Source organism: Phytobacter sp. SCO41 (genome assembly GCF_003073275.1).
Taxonomy (GTDB): domain Bacteria; phylum Pseudomonadota; class Gammaproteobacteria; order Enterobacterales; family Enterobacteriaceae; genus Phytobacter; species Phytobacter diazotrophicus.
On the sequence record NZ_CP027225.1, the window covers coordinates 3,599,362 to 3,615,895 of the forward strand.

Here is a 16,534-nt window from a genome sequence, read left to right on the forward strand (position 1 = left end):
TATTTTCAGACGCATAAACGACAATTAAAAAAGCCGCGCAAGGCGGCTTTTTTAATTACTTACGTATATAACCTCACAAGCATATATGAATTCAAGCAGTCAGCGCGCAATGTTGCAAGTGACTTCTACATTTATTTTCACATAAATAAAAAGCAATAAAAAAGCCGCGCAAGGCGGCCTTTACTCACTATTTCCTTATACTACTTATCAAGCTTATATGAATTCAAGCAGTCCGCGCGCAACCTTGCAAGCGAAATCGCTGCGGATTTCGATCAAACTTTTCACACATGGGAATATACAACATAGATTCAGCCACTTGCAAATAAACGCTGATGCGACTTTCGCAGGTGCGCAGGCTCCATTCCGGATGTTTTTCATTTAATTTTCGCGCCATGGATTTCTTACTCATCCGATGTCGATAACGGTCGCTGATAATATTGAACAGTGCGACATTGTCTTTTTGAATCAGTACAGTCGCGATAACTTCATCCATCATCAATCCTTCACTGTCCGTACAGAAGACAAGATTAGTTTGCTGTTTTTCACTCATCAAGTCGACAAAGTACTGGTGTAATTCTTCATCGTTCATTCCGGATTCTTTGAGGTGCGATAATATCTGCTGAATGGCAGATTTAGAGATAGTTTGCGACGCCAGCAACGCAGTAAACATACTGCCCATACGTCCGTTCCCGATAAAGGACCAGCGGCCCCACATACGTAATTTCCCTTGGATCCATACCGACTCGAGCGTTAAAAGACGTCCCGATTCGTCCAGTTTTCCCGTTGCTGTTGGATAAATCATATCGCCACCTCGGTTGAATTACATTGGTTGGGGCATACGTATGCCGCAGGTTCATCATTAAAAACCCAGAACAAAGACAGATTAAAAAAAGTTTCAGACTGCCACAACTGATGGTGCTGAAATCCTGCTACAGCAGAATGGGTATATCCACTCGCCAAATGACTTGTATTGAACTGCGTCATGGGTCCTCCCGTTAACGCAGCAATTGTTCAGAAATAACGCGGACAGGTTGTTCAGGCCTGCTGCGCTTTTACCTCTCGGCACCGTCATTCTTCGTAACGGTATAGCCAGCCAACCTGGCCAGCTCAAGCAACGCTTTAAGTGAAGCCATATGCTCATTATCCTGGACAACGCGAACACTTGAGATAGCGCCATCTTTACACGTGATCAGGACACGCCCATCGTCGGGGAGATTTAGCACCGCCGTCTCTTTGTGAATCACGTGCCCCCCTCAATTGTACTGTATATAATACCAGTATTTATACTCTCCAATTATAAGTTGTGCAAACTTTTAAACGCACAGTTCGGGCAAGATCAAAAACGAGGATTTAACATAAGCAATTGTTAATAAAAAATAAACACGGTTATACCTCTCCGATTACACATCGGTAACGGGGTTGATATAACTCATGCTCTGCCTGGAAACTTTGCCCTGGAAAAAGGGTCTATCCCTTTAGATTTTTACTCGATAGAGCATAAAAGCCGGGATCTACATGGCCAAGAGTGAAATGCGTCACTGGCAAATCATCATGTCGGGTCAAAGCCACCAGTTTTGACTGCATCATGCCTTTAATCCGGTTTTGCAATTGCGACATCGACATCCTGACCTCAGGGTGGCTGAGTTTGATGGTGGTAAGAATGGCCTGATACGACAATGTTTTGTCTTGCATGATGGTCACCAGCGCCTGTGCTGACAGTTCGCTACCCGCCGTTGATTCTTGCGTGACCACCTTGCTTTCGGCAGGTTTGATGGTTTCCAGCATCAGGCAGCTCGCACCCGATGCGCCGATGCGCGTACCGTTTCTTTTGTCATAGTTTTCCTGGCCGCTCACTGACCAGGCCGTCGCCGTTTCATGCAGACGTACGATTTTTTCGCCTCGCGAATGAATGACGATGCCAATATGTGTTTTCGTGACCTTTTCCTGGTTTTTATCACCTGGTGTCGCTGCCACTGGCGTACGCCTGATCATGGGCGCACTCGGTTTAGCGACCTGCACCGGGCGGGGAGCGGGAATATAGACAGCACGACTTCTGGCTCGCGCACTAGCATTCATTTGCCACAGGATAGCCGGAGTCCAATCGCAACCATCATCGGCATATTTTGTGCGATCCACATAAATCCATTCGGTCATTTGGTCTTTCCTCTAAGGTTAACCTGCGTAGGTCAAGCGCAGTATTTCTGGTCTGCTTCACGAAGCCAGTTTTACAAACACAGCTCCATCGTCTGGTTAATATTTGTTATAAACCTATAACTTAACAAAAGGTAAGTCAAATTAATTTACAGTAACCCTATGAAGAACGCAGAGCTCTGTGACCGCATTCGGCGGAGAAGAAATGAACTTGATATGTCACAGCAACGCCTGGCCGATGCTGTGAAGGTTTCTCACGTCACGATTTTTAAATGGGAAACCGGCGAGACTGAACCGCGAGGTCAGAATCTCTTTAAATTGAGCAAAGTCCTCAAATGCTCTCCAACCTGGCTGCTCTACGGCGATGAAGACATGTCGCCTGTTCCCGCAGAAGAGCTGCCAACCGAACTGGACGATAGACAGTTAAAACTTTTAGAACTGTTCGATTCCCTGCCCGAGTCGGAAAAAGAGCGCCATCTCGCCGATCTTGCAGAAAAAGTACGTGGATTCGAGAATCTTTTCGCCGAGTTACTGGCAGCAAGAAAAAATAAGCAAAAAAAATAGAAAAGAAATTCAATTAGTTAGTTTTTAGCGAAACTTAACTTAACTTTTGAAAAGGAAATTATTGCCTTTAAACTTACTATTAGTTAAGATTTTTTTCCTCAACGATGCACAACCTTGCGGCAGTTGCTCAGAAAACGTTCTGACAGTCCGGAAAGACGGACAGTGGTTTTACACCAGTTAAGACCCGCAGGCTATGCCAGGTAGCAGACGTAAAAAAATCACCCAAAGTGGGTTCTGTTATCAGGAAGTGACCAAACCGCACCTAAGACCAATCCCGTGCGGAGGAAAGACCAACTGTGATACCGCTGAACGGCCAAAGGTATACCGTAGCAACGTCTGTTTACCTGTAAATATCATTACCTCATCCTGTTAGCGCGGCCCGCGCGTGACGGCAACGGTGGAGTATTTACATTTACTGGCGGCATTCAGGCAGAATCCTTCTCTGCATTTTCCGCTGAAACGGCTGGATAATTTTCAATGGCGGGCAGTAGACAAATAAAAACGAGATGACATATGCGTCCTCCCGTTTATCATAAGTCGAATCGCGTGATTTATACCTGCTGGCTGCGTAACATGGTGCAAAATGGGCAATTACAGCCGCTCACCGGTGTGGCAGCGCAACTCCCCAGGCTTAAGCCAGGCATTCCCTGCGTAGTGATGGCCTGATCATAGATAGCAAATTCTGCCCCACGGATCTGCTGGCGGGAAAATTCAGCGGGATCTTTATCTTTCGCCTGAAACGCCATCGCACTGCCAGAAACAACCGACAACGAAATCGCTAAAATCTGACTGATTTTCATAGGGTATTGCCCTCAAAAGGAAGACGTCATTTTGATAAGTCGCTACATACGGGCAGCCCGCAACCGCCATTAACTGTTATAAAATAACATTCCATAGCGCAATGCAACGTCAACAATGTGTCGAAATTTGCGCAGCAATCGGTTATGCGTCAAAGCCCGTGTTTATCGCCATACCGATAAACACCGGCGCTTTCTCCCACGAGTCGCAGTGCTCACATACACGACTCTCATCCTTTTGCGTAATCTGCCTGCGGTTAAAAACCGTAGCGGAACCAGGCGAAGAGGACATTGCCATTATTATAAGTGCCTGGAATATAGGTAAATTGTACGCTGGCCTGTTTATAACTTGCAGAAAGCAGCGGCAGCACGACAGGCAAAGGAACATAATTGGCGAAATCTTGTCGCGCGGTCACCGCTGCCGTCAAACCAAGCCCCAGACGAAAATCACGGTTTTGGTCCAGATACCAGCCCTTTTCCCAGCCGTAGCCGATAATGGGTTCCCATTTGTTGTGGGAGTCCTTAAACGCCATGGCATACAATGAGTTCCAGTTTCCATCGGCGTTATAGCGGGATACACCGAAACCGCCGCCCCACGGCCTCTCGTTATAGCGGTCCGTTTTTTCTTTGTCGTAGGTGAAGCGGTTATGCCAGGTGAAAAAAGGTAAATAGAGATCATAACTCTGTGGATGGTCCCAGGTTTCGGTCACATCTTGTTTAAACCCGTCCCACCATTGCGCTATCCGCTGTTCGCCGTAAATGGCCGCCTCTGCATCAGTCGGGACGAAAGCTGCCCACCCAATAGCCCAGCACACAATGAATAGCCTTAACATCTACCACCTCATAATACATTTGCCATACTGAAATAAACGTCACTGTCTACTGTCAGGTCTTTATTTAATGGTGGTAAACGCTACTGTCCCCACATTAAACAAAACATAAATTTTTGAAGCTTTCCTGAGAAGCAGATCACTCTTAATAAGCGTAGTAATCTCTAAACAAACGTGACGGCAATCGCCTGCAGAAACGGCATTTCCCGGATAAGGGGTCAACGGATGGCGAGGTAACCCGAAACGATAGTATGTTGTAACTATTTTTAAACGGCGTGTAAGCGGCAATGCAATATTGAGAGCGGGAATTACGGTCGACTCCCGCAGACGGCAAGCGTCTCCCCCATCGCACCGGTTACGGGTGATAGCGCAAGGTTTCAATTAACCGGGCAAAGGCTGGGGTATGCTGCCTGCGGCTGGGATAGTAAAGGTAATATCCCGGAAAGGGTTCGCACCATTCGTCCAGGGCAGTGAGTAACTTCCCATCAGCGATATCTTGTTTGACGCAATCTTCCGGGACAAAGGCTAACCCCATACCAGACAAAGCGGCATCAAGACGGGAGGACAGGTTAGTAAACGTAAGCTGCCCTTCGACTTTGACGCGGAGTTGCTGACCGTTTTTTGAAAACTCCCAGGCATATAAGCCTCCCAGAGTCGGCAGGCGCAGATTGATGCAGTTGTGGTTCTGCAAATCATGAGGCGTTTGCGGCTTACCGTAGCGAGAAAAATAGTCGGGCGACCCCACCACCACCATCCGCCAGTCCGGCCCGATACGCACCGCGACCATATCTCTGGCCACCTGCTCGCCCAGACGTACCCCCGCATCGAAACGCCCGCTGACGATGTCGGTCAGCGTGTTATCAATTACCAGTTCCACATGCACATCCGGATAGGTCTGCAGAAAGGGTTTCAGCGCGGGCCAGACGGTAGATTGCAGCGCATGCTCACCGAGCGTAATGCGGATATTCCCGGCAATGTTCTCACTCATGTTGCTCAACATGATCAATTCGTTTTCTATATCCGCAAAGCGTGGCGCAATACTATTAATTAAAAACTCACCGGCTTGCGTAGGCGCGACGCTGCGGGTAGTACGGGTTAACAGACGTATTTTCAGACGCTCTTCAAGCCCACGAATTGAATGGCTCAATGCCGATTGAGATAATCCCAATTTTGCTGCTGCTCGAGTAAAACTGCGTTCACGGGCAACGACGATAAAGTAGAACAGATCGTTAAAATTATCTCTTAGCATCACAGCCCCGTTGCCAAATACTTTTATTTAATCGTATTCAATACTACTACGCATCACAGAGGAAACATATGTATAAATCTCATTGATAAAGATAAAAAAATAACGCATAAGACGAAGCCCCTGTCTAACAATTGTGTTAATCAACAGGAAGCGCCCTCTAAAATGAGGCTATATCATGAGTGTTTGAGATATAGAAAGGAAAACGAAGCACTATTATTAAGAACAATGCAGAATATTAATCATCATATTACTCGACTGTTCATATCGATAACAAATAATTCATTTAACTCCTGTTTAAACGGTGCCATCACTCTCATAAGTGAAAAAGCGTGGCATCCGTCTAACGCTTCGGCAAGTTCAAGCACGAAATGAAAAATCCGTCGGACTAAGCTTAACATAGCAAGATCGAGTTTTTTCATTGCCTGCATACTCGCACATTTCGGTTTCTCTATTATTTATTCTCTTTCTTCTCTTGTTTCTCTTTTAGAATTTTTTCCAGCAGTTTTTTCTGCTGAGATCTCTCATCCAGAATATTAAAGCCGTTATAGAAATCCGTACGAGCTGCATAACCGATTGCCAGGCATTCGGACAGAGCATCGTTAAATGCCGGGCTATCTTTGTCATTAAGCAAACCTTTTGCCTGACAGTCATGCGGTAATGCCGATTCCCAAGCCTGTTTGCCTTCGGTCAATTCTTTAAGCAATAGCTGTTTATTCTCGACATTGGTTAAGCTGTCCGTGAGACTCTGCCATGCCGAGTTATATTTTATTTTTTCTTTATCCACCAGAGATTGCAGGCAGATACCTGCTCCCTGCGTACCGTAGCAGGCCGCAATATCTTTAGCGATGACAGGCGCATCCTGTCTGGTTGCAGTTGTATTGGCTAAGACCGGAAAACTGAACGCAATACCCACGAACAAAAACAACATCTTCATGCTACATTCCTTTACGTAAATAATCTGCGCGATGACGACCATTCTCATACTTACGGATCCGTGGCGTCAACTCAATAAGCTGGATAACAACATCAATATCATTTTGACCAAAAAAGGCGATATCATCGTCTCGCAATGCACCCTGAAAACGCATATCAATGATGATTTCTTTTAAAATGTCTTTCATATCGTTCCACGAGACACAGGTATCATCTTTATACTTATTATAATAACTCTGTGCACTGCTGACGTATTGTGGGTAAATATTATTAAATAAATTAACTTGCATATTTCGGGTTATCGCCCCACAGATTGTCTTATTTTCATGGACGAATTTTCGTGCATTGTTTCCCGACAGGGTACTACCTTTTGACATCAATGTTGCCATCTGTCTATCCACACCTGCCTGAATGAGATCGGCATAAACAATCCCTTCACTGCGGGTTTTCATATCATAGCCTCTACCAATTGTAACGCCTGACAATCCACCAGGCCAGTGTAGCACACGACTAAAATAGATACTTGCTGGGTTATCATTACCTTCGGCATCAAAAGTGACTTGCCCTTGACTAACAATCAGCCCACCTGACATATCTACAGGAAGAAGATTCACAGAATCAGCTGTACCAGAAAATAGATGCTGCGCAGTAGTTCCGCCAACCGAAATGATTCCATCCGGCTGGCGCAAAAATTTGCGTTGAAACGTTCTGATAGCCGAGATTGTTTGCGGGCCTATGATTCCATCAACAGCCAACTCCGGAAATGCTTTTTTCTTTAATGCATCCTGTACTACCAAAACATCATTTCTATTATTCACACAACCCATGCCTACAGAACCGGTGATCTCCATACACCCTCCGCGATATAATAAAACCATGATCCGTGGCCAGGAATTATAATGCCTATAAAAGCTAAAAAAGAACTAAAAAACCACTGAATCAAAAAAGAAAAAACACCACTTTAAGAAAGGTCTTATCTTAATGTATTTAAAATAAATAACTTAAGCGCTCTTACAGTATGCCTTAAATAAATATTAGCCAAACTGTATATTATAGCTTTAACTTTGATTCACCTTAACTTAAATGTCACACAATACTCAATATGTTACGCTATGATATAGTTTTATGCGTAATTATCCCAAATAGAAACATGCTATATTGCACCCCCAATAAATATTTAAAAAACCGAGTGGATTTACTATATGCCAAGTTGTTCCGTGCATTGTCTGGTGCTTGTAATGACTTTCGGTATGAAGAACCTCTCGATATTTTGATACTAGCAAGCAGGAAAACGATTGGTGTGAGGACCTCAGTTTTTATGAGTCCTTGAAAAAATCATTTATCAGAGTCCATCAATTCTACCAGACCCGCATTAAGGTTCTTTTCCCTGCTTTCCACTGTGAAATCCATAACGCTTATTACTCTAAGGCTTAGTCCACGCTTGCTTTCCAGGTCCAATACCATTTCCATGTAATTGATGGCGCCGCGCTGTTGCGAGTCGTTCAAACAGGGAAGGCATGCCATTAACAGTACTTACGGAAAACATGACGACATGATGCCGATGTAGATACTTTCTCTGGTTTTTACTTAATGATTAAACAACGGAGCAGCCTCTGCCATTGATTGTTGTTTGAGGCTTGTATCATTGCCGCGTTCGGAAACATCAATACTGTAAAATCCCAAATGGTTATCGGGAGGAAGCACTTTGAAAATGACTCTAAAGTCGATCTGTAAAAATTGGCGATAGGCTGGAGACAGGCAACGTTTGTTGGCGTCCCTGGCGCCTCACGGCTCACTGTTTTGCAGATTATCGCGCCCCACCCCGCCAATAAACGGTAGCCGCAACCGCAACGGCGTGAAATCCAGCCCCATGCTCAGGCCAAGGACGTTAAGCTCAAATCCCTCTTCGGCACCCAGGGTGATGCCCGCGACACCCAGCAGCGACACCTGTATACCGCGCCCGGACGGGGGTAAACCGATGGGGTTACGCAGCGAGCGAAAATCTTTGCCCACCGCATTAGCAGGCATATCCAGTTTCAGAGCAGGCACGGCACGTCCGATATGAGCAACAAACGTATTGCTGTTTGGTCCGGGCCAGGCGTGATAGGTATCCGGCCACGGGTATGAGGCGATGGCCGCCTCAATCTGCGGGATCATCGCCTCGGCTTGCGCGCCACGGTGTTCAACAAGCAGACGGGGTTCCGCCCCGTACCAGTAGCCATCCGGCGCATTGCGGTTACGTCGCACTTTTTCGCCGCCACCCCAACTGACAACCTCGTAGCGGTTGTATTCCGTGTCACCCGCACGCTTAAACACAATCCATGGATGCACGGCCACCACACCTTTCCAGCCCCATGTCGGCGCGGCATAAACCTGAACAATCGCCAGTTGGGCATTTTGCCGGGCATCGGGTGCCATGCCAGAAGAATCACGCCTGGCGGCCCACCACCCTTCCTGCACCCGCGATTCACGTTGGTGCATCGCCTGAACGAGACTGGCAATAAGAGAGAGCAGAATGATGCAAAGAATACACAAACAAAGCGTTTTTATCGGGGTCATGGCACCCTGCTATCAGAAGGGAATATCGACGCGTCCGGTGAGTATACTGTCGTTTTTTGTACCGCAGAATGCCCTTAGCACATAACGTAAAAGTCCATCTCTTCCCCGGACAGGCCTGAAAGTGTTCGCGCTTTCAGACCCCGATGACAACATCGCAAAACTAGCGCAACGTTCCTCTTGAACCTGAGCACACCAGTTGTCGACGTTTGATGTGGTACATCTCAACATCCGATTGCAGGAAGAAGCCCATTTCCCAGGGATTTTTGCGGATAAATGCTTCCCGAATGGTCTCATAAAGTGGGCTATCTGGTGGCACCAGAGAGGCCTCGCCTTCCACAATGGTGTAGTTCCATTCAATCGCCCGCTCAAACGTATAGTGAGCACGTTCATCCATGGCAAAAAAACAATGTGGATTACGTTTTAGCAGCCTGGATTTGAACATCTGCGGGAAGGTAATGAGGAAAATATCATCATCGACGGACGATAAAAACGCCAGCACCGTGGTGTGCGGCTGCTCGTTGGCCATGGTAATCAATACGCCAACTTTATTCACCGCATCTTTTGATTCAGGTTCAGGCATATTGCGCAGCTTGGTGAATGGCACAGGCAGTTCAGGCCTGTTGTCCACCGGGAATTGATATCCCTCTTCCCGGATCTCAAGCACGACGCTCATTCCGTGAATCAACTGACATTCCCGTGGCGCGACAACCACCCAGTCTTCTTCCTGACTGATAACGCGGCCTTTATACGAGGCGCGATATACACTGATTTCCGCATCGAACTCATCAACGCCCGAACGGTTATCCAGATGCAGGGTAACGAAATCCCCTACCGAAAACGTATGTCCTTTTGGGAAGTAAACCCGCAGGCTGTTATCCGACTGAATAAAAACACCACAAACATGAATAACCACGTTGTCCTGCTGGTAACCCGCCAATATGCCGAGCACCTGTTTACCAAGAAAGGTTGCCAGATTCATTTATACCTTTTCCCTGTTGATAGAGTTTCAGTGAAACTGTTATCGGCAACGGTTTGTTAAACCATAGTTTTTTGTTCAGTGGGCTCAACAGGCCTCAGTGGAAGGTCATACTCAGAAGGGAAAAAAATAAGGCCGGTTACCCGGCCTGAATATCACTTGTAATCAATAAAGTTCAGGATGGCCTCGTTGAACTCCTTCGGTGCCTGAATAAAGGCGAAGTGGCTGGTGTTCGGCAATATCAGCAATCCGGCTTTCGGGATCGTATTGGCGATATATTCCAGGTGCTCACGCACAATGGCTTCGTCATGATCGCCGTCGACAATCAGTACCCGGTTGGAGATTTTCTTAAGATCCTCATCGCTCCAGTTGGGCTGCGTTGCCCACATATGGCTTATCTGATCGACAAAGGCATCATACTGGTCCGGGGTTTTGGAAAGCTTGCGATACTCATTGCCCGCCCGCTCGATATAGCTGGCAAAGACCGGGTTCTTCTCGGTATCCGGTTTCACACCGCTGGTTTTGGTGTTAGGGGCAAAGGAAAAAATACGGTTCACTCGTGTGGGGTGGCGAATCGCCAGATCGATACCAATAATCCCCCCGTCGCTCCAGCCGACAATATCCGCTTTCTGAATATTCAGGTGATCGAGCAACGCCACCACATCATCACTCATTAAGTCGTAGCTGTAAGGCCGTTCGTCGCGCGTACTGCGCCCATGTCCCCGACTGTCGACCACGATAACCTTATGATCTTTTGCCAGCGCGGCGACTTGCAGGCCCCAGTAATCGGAATTAGCCAGACCGCCGTGGAGTAATACCACCGGCTTCCCCTCTCCGGTCGTTGCGTAATAGAGTTGTATACCGTTGACGCTGGCATACGCCGGTTTCAGCGCGGCAACAGGAGCAGGCGTTCGCGGTAATTTTTTCCAGCGCTCCTCCCAGGCAATCGGGGACTTAGGCGTAACAGCCCAGGTCGCAGATGTGCTCAATGCCCCCATCACGCAGAGCAGCCCGGCGAGGATTAATGTTTTGTTTTTCTTCATAGCGATCGCTCCTGATTACGTTTAATGTGCCTCACCCAGCTCTCGGGTACGTTTCACCGCCGCCAGCACGCTGCGTTGCAGGCCTGCGGCAAAATCGCTGTTGTTAAGCTCATACAACCCATGGATCCCGACGCCTGCCGGCGAATTGTTAATATCCAGAAGCTGTCTTGGATGTTTCTGGCTTCGGCGCAGCATCTCTACCGCTCCCTGCAGATTTTCGAGCACCACTTCGCTTGCCTGCGCACGCGACAGACCGGCCAGAACGCCCGCGTCGGTAAACGACTCGATAAAGTAATAAATGTAGTTCGGCCCGGCAACACCGAAGCCGGTAAAGATGTCGATAAGCCGTTCCGGCAGATAGAGCACTTTGCCAAAGCCGTTGAGAAAAGGTTCCACCTGTTCGGCGCTCGCCAGCGCATTCAGAACCACCCCGCTGTAGCCAAACCCGGTGTCAGTAAGCGTATTGGGGATAACGCGGGCAATGGGTTTTCCCGTCCCCAACGCCGCTTCCAGTTGGCGCAATGTCACCCCGGCAATCAGAGAGACCACCGTCGTTGTGGCAGAAAGATGAGGCTGAATACGCGCAGCGACACTTGCTAAATCATCCTGCGGACGGATCCCCAAAACCACCAGCGCAGCCTCGTGTAGCCGTTGCCCGTTCTGCCGCTCCGGCGCCAGACCATAACGTTCAGTGAGCAGTGCAATACGGTTTGGGTCGATATCCTCCAGCGAAATATCCTGCGAACGGAGTGTTCCCGCCGCCAGAGAGGCACGAATAATCGCCTCCGCCATTTGCCCGGCACCAATAAAATGGACTTTTGCCATGAGCCGCCTCTCCTTATTGAAAGCGATATTCGCCGTTACCTACATGAAAACGGTGGCCTTTCAGCGCCGGGTCAGAGACGTTAAAGACCAGTTCAACTAACCGATTAGCCGCACTCTGGCGAAAGATAAAGCGCTGTTCGCCCACCGCCAGCCCCTCCGGCGATTCGTTGAAACCAAACAACTTATGCCAGTGTGCTCGCACAGCCTGCGGATCCTGCACGTCAAAAATGGCACTCTGTAATGTCACTTCGCCTGCGGGATGTGGTCTGTCGAGCCCCTGAGCACGTAGTCGCGCCAGCCGGGCATTATCGTCCTCACCCCATTGCAAAATAAAAGGATAAGGCAGGCCGTTAAAATCCCCATCGATGGTGAAGATGCGCCAGCTAATCACATTGCCCTGCGGGTCGTTACGCTGGCCATCGACTATCGGCGAGACCTGTAATCCTTTGCTGCGCAATTGCGCATGCGTCTGGTCAATATCATCCGTGCGCAGCGCCACCCGATGCAGCGCCTGGTTTTCCGGCAACAGGTGCGCCGCATCGCGGGAGAGCAAAAAATCGGTCTGTGCCGACGCCAGCTCAGCCTGATCAACGATGGCGAGAAATTCAATATAGGTCAGCCCAAAATAGCTGAGTGCATTCCAGGTTCCCCAGCCAGGGTGACGCCCACCGGCAAGCGCGTTGAGCCTCTGCCCCGTAAAGATGGCGATGGCCTCTTGCGGCTGGTTAACAAACTGCACGGCATGGTCCCATTTTAATGTGGTCATTACGCCTCCTGAGTCTGGTAGAAACGCAGGCGGCAGGCAGCATCACCCCGCGCCAGCGCGGCTTCAACCGTTAACTGTATGCCCTCGAACGCATCGGTTAACGCATGATCCCCTTCCATGCAGATATCACACAGCGTCTCAATCTGCCGGGCATCTCGCCCCTGCTGACGCCAGCAATTGACGTAAGGGCAATAGTGGAACAGAACAATAAACTCTGACGGGCTAGCCGAAATGGTCTCCATTTCGTAAACCTGCGATTCCAGCCCACCGGTAAATACCGTGGCAAATTCTTGCAAGTCATTGCCATGACGCATCTTCGCACGCACGGAATGCCCGATATCACGCCCATAACGGCGGATTGCGTCACGCGCATAATCATCGGGTTGACTGCGTTGTCGGGATTCATCAAGCAGATAACCCAGCGTGGCAGCGCGCTTTTCGGTGATGGCACGCAATGCCAGAGTAACCTCATCGTCCAGGGTCGGCGCGTTATGCGCCGAAGCGGGCTGTTTTGTACGCATCAGACAGCACTCCCCTTGAATGATTATTCCCAGTCGGTGTTCACTTTGACGTTCTCTGCACCCGGCAGGCCGTAAACGTCTTCGTCATACCACTTGCGAGACAACGCGGCGAGCGTGCCATCTTTTTTGAGGGCTTCCAGCTCAGTGTCGATGGCTTTGATCAGTTTCGGGTCAGCACTCTTTTTGTAGAGATAGACGTTAGGGAACAGGCCGACAGACTCGGAGGCTTTCAGGTTCAGATTCAGCGCTTTGTTTAACGCCAGTAAGGCGCCAATCGGATAGATAGCCGCATCATATTCACCAGAAGCAACGGCTTTGAAAATGTCCGCCGCAGACTGCTCACCGTTCGGCTGTAGATTGATTTGCTGGCCAGGGTGCTTTTTGTTGTAGTTATCAATCACGGTATAACGCGCATCGGATGTATGAATCGGTACCAGTTTCTTCTTGCCGCTCGCCAGATCGGCCAGCGTATGAATGTCGTTTTCATTGTTACGCACAATTAAACGCAGGTCGCTGATGCCCGAAGGCTGGCCGGAGTAAGCGTATTGCGCCGCACGCTCTTTTGTCAGATAAAAATGGTCAGCAGCAAGGGTGTATGCGCCGGTGGACAGACCGACAATCATCGCATCGCGGGAGACCGCATTAAAATGGAACTTATAGTTGGTGAGCTTCTGATCAATGATTTTTAATAACTCACCGTCGTAACCGGTAATATTATTGTTATCGTCTATAAAGCTAAACGGGAACCCGTTGGCATTCACCACCACTTCAACAGTTTGCGCATCAGGGCTTTTTTCGACCGCTTGCGCCACCGTTATATTCATTGCCAGGAGCAGTGAACTTACCAACAACAGCTTATTTTTGAACATATTTCTTTCCCCAAAATGAGTGAGATGGAACCACTTTACGTGCATGGCTTTTCCACCGGTTACTGAGATACACCTCGATATGTCGCAACACCCAGGTAAGGACCAGACAGAGCGCAATATAGATAAGCAGAACGATGCAATAGGCCTCCACATAATGAAAACCGCGCGCTGCGGCGATATTCGCCTTAGCCATCACATCCACCACCGTAATGGTGTAAACCAGTGACGTATCCTTGATCAGATCAATCAGGACGCTGGTGTAGTTGGGTAGCGCGGATACCGCCGCTTGCGGAAAAATGATGCGTCGAAACTGGGTAAAGCCGCTCAGCCCTATCGACCATGCGGCCTCGCGTTGCCCTTTTTCCACGGCATTCCACGCGGAGCGAAAAGTCTCGGCAAAGTAAGCGCTAAACACCACGGAAAAAGCAGTTACGGCGGCCACCAGCGGTGAGAGTTTGTAACTAAACGGCGTATCCTGCGGCCCGCCCCAAAGCCCGCTGGCAATCCACGGCCAGACATAAAAGACAAAATAGAGCATTACCAGCATGGGAATAGAGCGCCCGAAAGAGATAAACACCTGCACCAGATATTTCACGTACGGCACATTACCAATCATCACCCAGGCAAAAACACCGCCTAATAACGTTGAAAATAGTAACGATAAAAAAGTGATCAGTAACGTGACCGGTAGCGCGCTTAATATAAACGTGAAATTATCCCGCATAAAATCGAGGCTAAACATAGTCGTCTTTTACTCCAGTAAATATTGATACTTTTTCTCAATACGATTTGTGAGATAAAAGATAATCATGTTAAGCAACCAGTAGATGAGAATGACGCTAATAAACGCCGCGACCTGCTTTGCACCATAACTGTTTTGCGAGATTTTTTGTGCTCGACCAAAAATATCGACAATACCAATAATGTTTACCAGTGACGTCATCTTCACCAGATTGATTAAAAGGTTGCCGAAATTGGGAATAGCGATAATGAGCCCCTGCGGAAAAATAACGCGCGCAATACCCATGTGCCAGGGAATATTCAAACTGCGTATCGCCTCTTTTTGTCCGATATCCACGGCATTCCATGCCGAGCGCATCATTTCGGCAAAATAAGGGCTGATGCCGACGGAAATAGACAAGATGGCAAAAGTCGTATCGCTAATCAGTAGCGCAGGAAGTTCCAGCGCTGAGAGAATCAGTTTCCCGCCGAAGAAAAAGAGCAGGATTAACAGCGCCAGCGGCGCACCGCGCAGCACATCGGTGTATGCTTTTGCCAGCCATCTCAATAACGATGAGCGACTAAACTGCAAGACAGTAGCGACCAGACCAAGTGCCAGACCGAGCAACAAAGAGGCCAGCGTGATCCCCAGGGTGATCGGCAGGTTTTCCAGTAATTTTGGCACAATCAATAGCAGATCGTCGGAACGCAACAACGGTTGTGGATTCATTACATTAGCCTCAGGCGTGGAAACGGAGTCGGGCAAGAAACGCCTGTGTGCGCGTGTGTAACGCCGCGCCAAAAATCTGCTCCGGCGGCCCCTGCTCCACGATTTCGCCGTTTTCCATAAACACCACTCTGGAAGCGACCTGGCGGGCGAATTCCATTTCATGAGTCACGATAATCATCGTTTGCCCGTTCGCGGCAATCTCCTGAATGAGTGTCAGAACCTCGCCGACTTTCTCCGGATCCAGCGCCGATGTGGGTTCATCCAGCAACAGCACCGCCGGGTTAATCGCCAGCGCACGGGCAATGCCAATACGTTGTTTTTGCCCGCCAGAAAGGCTGTTCGGATAGTGCTCTTTTTTATGTAACAATCCGACCTGTTTTAGCAGGCGTTCAGCCGTCGCGACCGCCTCCTGACGCGGGCGCTTTTGCGCATAGATCAAGCCTTCGGTAATATTTTGCAAGGCGGTGAGATTATGAAACAGATTCCAGGATTGAAAGACCATCGCAGTTTTCGCGCGTATTTTTTCAATCTCTTTTTTTCCTGCTTTGGCGCAATCAACAATGGCGTCGTCAATTTTTATTTGTCCGCTGTCGGCGGGTTCCAGAAAATTCAGCGTGCGCAACAGTGTCGTTTTACCCGAGCCGCTTGGGCCAATAATGCAGATAATTTCCCCTGCGTTAATGGAAAGCGAAACCTCTTTTAGTATTTTTTCGCCAGTAAAACTTTTACTGATTTTCTCAATGGCAATCATCATTATATTTTCGCAGCGGGCTATCCCTGATAAATGCACAACGGCGGCATCTATTTCTTTACAAAAACTATATTGCCGGTGGGTCTATAAAGACAAACAAGAAAAATACATATGCAAAGTTGAAAAACACATTTCCGAAATGGGAGTATTTGCGGAAATTGACCTATTTAAACTATTAACGGGAAATAAAGGTGGGGGAAAGGATGATCCGCTCTTTATCGTCGCGGATCATCCTTTATATTCTCTTTAA

The 16,534-nt window shown here is 48.3% G+C and carries 19 protein-coding genes; 2 read left to right on the top strand and 17 right to left on the bottom strand.

The annotated features are described in order from the left end of the window. Positions 1–223: 223 nt before the first annotated feature. On the bottom strand, positions 224–802 hold the full coding sequence (locus tag C5523_RS17590; RefSeq protein WP_108701652.1) for a DUF1133 family protein: 579 nt from the start codon (positions 800–802) through the stop codon (positions 224–226). Positions 803–1,467: 665 nt separating this feature from the next. Next, entirely contained in the window at positions 1,468–2,154 is a 687-nt protein-coding gene (locus C5523_RS17600; RefSeq protein ID WP_108701653.1) for a hypothetical protein, read from the bottom strand. 159 nt (positions 2,155–2,313) lie between these two features. Here C5523_RS17600 and C5523_RS17605 point away from each other — a divergent pair, with 159 nt between their 5' ends. Beyond that, positions 2,314–2,715, top strand: coding sequence for a helix-turn-helix domain-containing protein (locus tag C5523_RS17605; RefSeq protein WP_108701654.1), 402 nt, complete (start codon positions 2,314–2,316; stop codon positions 2,713–2,715). 551 nt (positions 2,716–3,266) lie between these two features. Here the strand turns inward: C5523_RS17605 and C5523_RS17610 are convergent. The 15 genes from C5523_RS17610 to C5523_RS17685 form a co-directional block, all read right to left on the bottom strand. Further along, positions 3,267–3,515: a hypothetical protein gene (locus C5523_RS17610; protein ID WP_108701655.1), complete on the bottom strand. Its 249-nt coding sequence runs from the start codon at positions 3,513–3,515 to the stop codon at positions 3,267–3,269. Between the two features lie 254 nt (positions 3,516–3,769). After that, entirely contained in the window at positions 3,770–4,345 is a 576-nt protein-coding gene (gene pagP / locus C5523_RS17615) for a lipid IV(A) palmitoyltransferase PagP (protein WP_108701656.1), read from the bottom strand. Between the two features lie 352 nt (positions 4,346–4,697). Next, positions 4,698–5,591, bottom strand: a complete 894-nt coding sequence (locus tag C5523_RS17620) for a LysR family transcriptional regulator (protein WP_108701657.1) — start codon at positions 5,589–5,591, stop codon at positions 4,698–4,700. Between the two features lie 451 nt (positions 5,592–6,042). Further along, positions 6,043–6,525 (bottom strand): hypothetical protein, encoded by a 483-nt coding sequence (locus C5523_RS17630; RefSeq protein ID WP_107223020.1) that lies wholly within the window; start codon positions 6,523–6,525, stop codon positions 6,043–6,045. Position 6,526: 1 nt separating this feature from the next. After that, the gene (locus C5523_RS17635) at positions 6,527–7,375 is read right to left on the bottom strand and encodes a peptidoglycan-binding protein (protein WP_172960905.1); all 849 of its coding nucleotides are present in this window, start codon (positions 7,373–7,375) and stop codon (positions 6,527–6,529) included. Positions 7,376–8,309: 934 nt separating this feature from the next. Beyond that, entirely contained in the window at positions 8,310–9,083 is a 774-nt protein-coding gene (locus C5523_RS17640) for a DUF3750 domain-containing protein (protein ID WP_108701659.1), read from the bottom strand. A 160-nt stretch (positions 9,084–9,243) separates the two neighbouring features. Further along, complete coding sequence (locus C5523_RS17645; RefSeq protein WP_108701660.1) at positions 9,244–10,062, bottom strand: hypothetical protein; 819 nt, start codon at positions 10,060–10,062, stop codon at positions 9,244–9,246. A 152-nt stretch (positions 10,063–10,214) separates the two neighbouring features. Then, entirely contained in the window at positions 10,215–11,102 is an 888-nt protein-coding gene (locus tag C5523_RS17650) for an alpha/beta fold hydrolase (protein ID WP_107223024.1), read from the bottom strand. Positions 11,103–11,123: 21 nt separating this feature from the next. Next, positions 11,124–11,927, bottom strand: coding sequence for a pyrroline-5-carboxylate reductase (locus C5523_RS17655; RefSeq protein ID WP_108701661.1), 804 nt, complete (start codon positions 11,925–11,927; stop codon positions 11,124–11,126). 13 nt (positions 11,928–11,940) lie between these two features. Then, on the bottom strand, positions 11,941–12,693 hold the full coding sequence (locus C5523_RS17660; RefSeq protein WP_108701662.1) for a VOC family protein: 753 nt from the start codon (positions 12,691–12,693) through the stop codon (positions 11,941–11,943). Then, on the bottom strand, positions 12,693–13,214 hold the full coding sequence (locus tag C5523_RS17665) for an L-2-amino-thiazoline-4-carboxylic acid hydrolase (protein ID WP_071194655.1): 522 nt from the start codon (positions 13,212–13,214) through the stop codon (positions 12,693–12,695). Before C5523_RS17665 ends, C5523_RS17660 begins: the two co-directional genes overlap by 1 nt. Before the next feature lie 23 nt (positions 13,215–13,237). Next, the gene (locus tag C5523_RS17670) at positions 13,238–14,083 is read right to left on the bottom strand and encodes a transporter substrate-binding domain-containing protein (protein WP_108701663.1); all 846 of its coding nucleotides are present in this window, start codon (positions 14,081–14,083) and stop codon (positions 13,238–13,240) included. Beyond that, positions 14,070–14,825, bottom strand: coding sequence for an amino acid ABC transporter permease (locus tag C5523_RS17675; protein ID WP_108701664.1), 756 nt, complete (start codon positions 14,823–14,825; stop codon positions 14,070–14,072). The genes C5523_RS17670 and C5523_RS17675 overlap by 14 nt, the downstream gene beginning before the upstream one ends. 9 nt (positions 14,826–14,834) lie before the next feature. Then, positions 14,835–15,533, bottom strand: coding sequence for an ABC transporter permease subunit (locus C5523_RS17680; protein ID WP_107223027.1), 699 nt, complete (start codon positions 15,531–15,533; stop codon positions 14,835–14,837). A 10-nt stretch (positions 15,534–15,543) separates the two neighbouring features. After that, complete coding sequence (locus C5523_RS17685; RefSeq protein ID WP_108701665.1) at positions 15,544–16,284, bottom strand: amino acid ABC transporter ATP-binding protein; 741 nt, start codon at positions 16,282–16,284, stop codon at positions 15,544–15,546. On the opposite strand from C5523_RS17685, the gene C5523_RS17690 reads away from it, so the two are divergent. Continuing rightward, entirely contained in the window at positions 16,274–16,534 is a 261-nt protein-coding gene (locus C5523_RS17690) for a hypothetical protein (RefSeq protein WP_103245720.1), read from the top strand. The genes C5523_RS17685 and C5523_RS17690 overlap by 11 nt on opposite strands.